Annotated in this window: 1 protein-coding gene; it reads right to left on the minus strand. The window is 40.2% G+C overall.

Annotated elements, in window-relative coordinates:
- Positions 1–232: 232 nt before the first annotated feature.
- Positions 233–970 (minus strand): cation diffusion facilitator family transporter, encoded by a 738-nt coding sequence (locus tag F6K51_RS36800; RefSeq protein WP_293030994.1) that lies wholly within the window; start codon positions 968–970, stop codon positions 233–235.
- Positions 971–1,699 lie beyond the last annotated feature (729 nt).

Below are 1,699 nucleotides of genomic sequence, written 5' to 3' on the forward strand. Positions count from 1 at the left end.
TTACCGTGGATAGTGGTACTACCCCAAGCACTCCCGATTGGATCAGGAATTTAGCAGGATTATCCAACTATCGGGACTTCGATGGCATAATTTATGCGATCGCACTCTGGTTTAGTAGTGGTTGTATCATTAGCTGACCGCTGACCGCTGACCGCTGACCGCTGACCACTAAATGGTTACCTAAAAATTACCGAAAACTATCATTTCAAAATCAATAGCTCTCCAGTAATTTTCAATCCTCTTTGAGTTTTATCAAAGACACTAAATCGGTCTTTCCTAACTCTAGCCAGCCTAACTCATGAGGGGGTTTTTCTATCGCCCTCGTCCTAGTTAGTTGCAGGGTTTGCCCCAGCAGCGGAAGATTACTTAAGCCAATTAAAATAGCTACACTAAAGCTGATGATCGCATCCGCCTGAGGCCAGTTGAAAATTCCAACCGCCAAAGCAGCTATTATAGTGCCGATTGAGCCAACTACGTCTGCCAGTACATGCAAAAATGCACCACGCAGATTGAGGTCTTGCTCAGTATTTTCCCCTAGCCAATAGAGGTTAATGCTGTTGATCACTACGCCAATTAACGCAGTGACTAGCATCGGCAAACTGAGGACTTCCTCAGGTGTCCCTTGCAGATGGGCGATCGCTTCTCGCCCAATCCATACAGACATAGCCACTAGACCGATACTATTGATCAGACCAGCCAAAACCTCAATCGGTTGATTGCTCATTTGCTTTCGAGACTTCGAGGAGCCTTGAGCCAGCCATGCAGCAAGCAAAGCAATACTCATTGCTACAATATCTGCCAGCATGTGAGCCGAATCAGCTTTGAGAGTTAAACTGTGGCTAACAAAGCCGACAACCATTTCGAGTAAAGCAAAGATTGTGATTAATACAATCACCCTCTTCAACCGCTGAACCTTACCCAGAGATACGCTGGTCTGGCACAAACAACCTAATCTGTTGCAATTGAGCATAGTTTAAATTACTTTGGTTAGTCAACTGGGAAAATAGTCTTGCCTCGGAAAATAGTTTCCTGCACCTTGATATCAATGATATCCATTGGCTCAACGTCCAGAGGATTGTCAGAAATACTCACAAAATATATTGTTTTTTAATAGAAATTTCCATGATTAAATTTTCTTTATATAGAGAATTTTTTTCCCTAATACAACATAAGTAAATCTGAGTAAAAACTTGTTATCACAAGTTTAATTAATGTCTATAACACTAATCTTATACTGTTGTCAAGCCAATGATAATTTTAAACAATGTGAGCCTTAAATACCATATAGCCAAACCTATTTTATTGTCAAAATTTAGTTTTCTTGAAAAATTTAATTTTAAGGAATTATATTTGAGATAGTACCAAAGTCTATCAACGCTTCTTGATGCAGTCGCTCATGGGGGAAACCCCCGCATGAAGGCGCTGCATCGCTTTACTATGCTTAACGTACCGCCGTTTAAGTGACCTCAACAAGTTGATAAGATCACAACTTTATTGATTAAATTTTCACAACTTTATTGTATTACACACATATTACAAACTAGGCGACTCAGTAGGTAAGACACCGTCATATGAACAACTAAGGGACTTGCGTGTAAAAAAAAATACCAATTCAAGTAGGGTGGGCAAAGTATAGCAGAAGTCAGAAGTCAGAAGTCAGAAGTCAGAAGTAAAACTATTGCGCTTACTTAGGTTTGAA

Origin of the sequence: Moorena sp. SIO3I8, from assembly GCF_010692325.1 — a bacterium.
Lineage (GTDB): Bacteria > Cyanobacteriota > Cyanobacteriia > Cyanobacteriales > Coleofasciculaceae > Moorena.

What these genes read in the sequence shown, in the direction of transcription:
- F6K51_RS36800 (WP_293030994.1), bottom strand. Translation starts at nt 970, where the DNA reads ATGCTCAATTGCAACAGATTAGGTTGTTTGTGCCAGACCAGCGTATCT.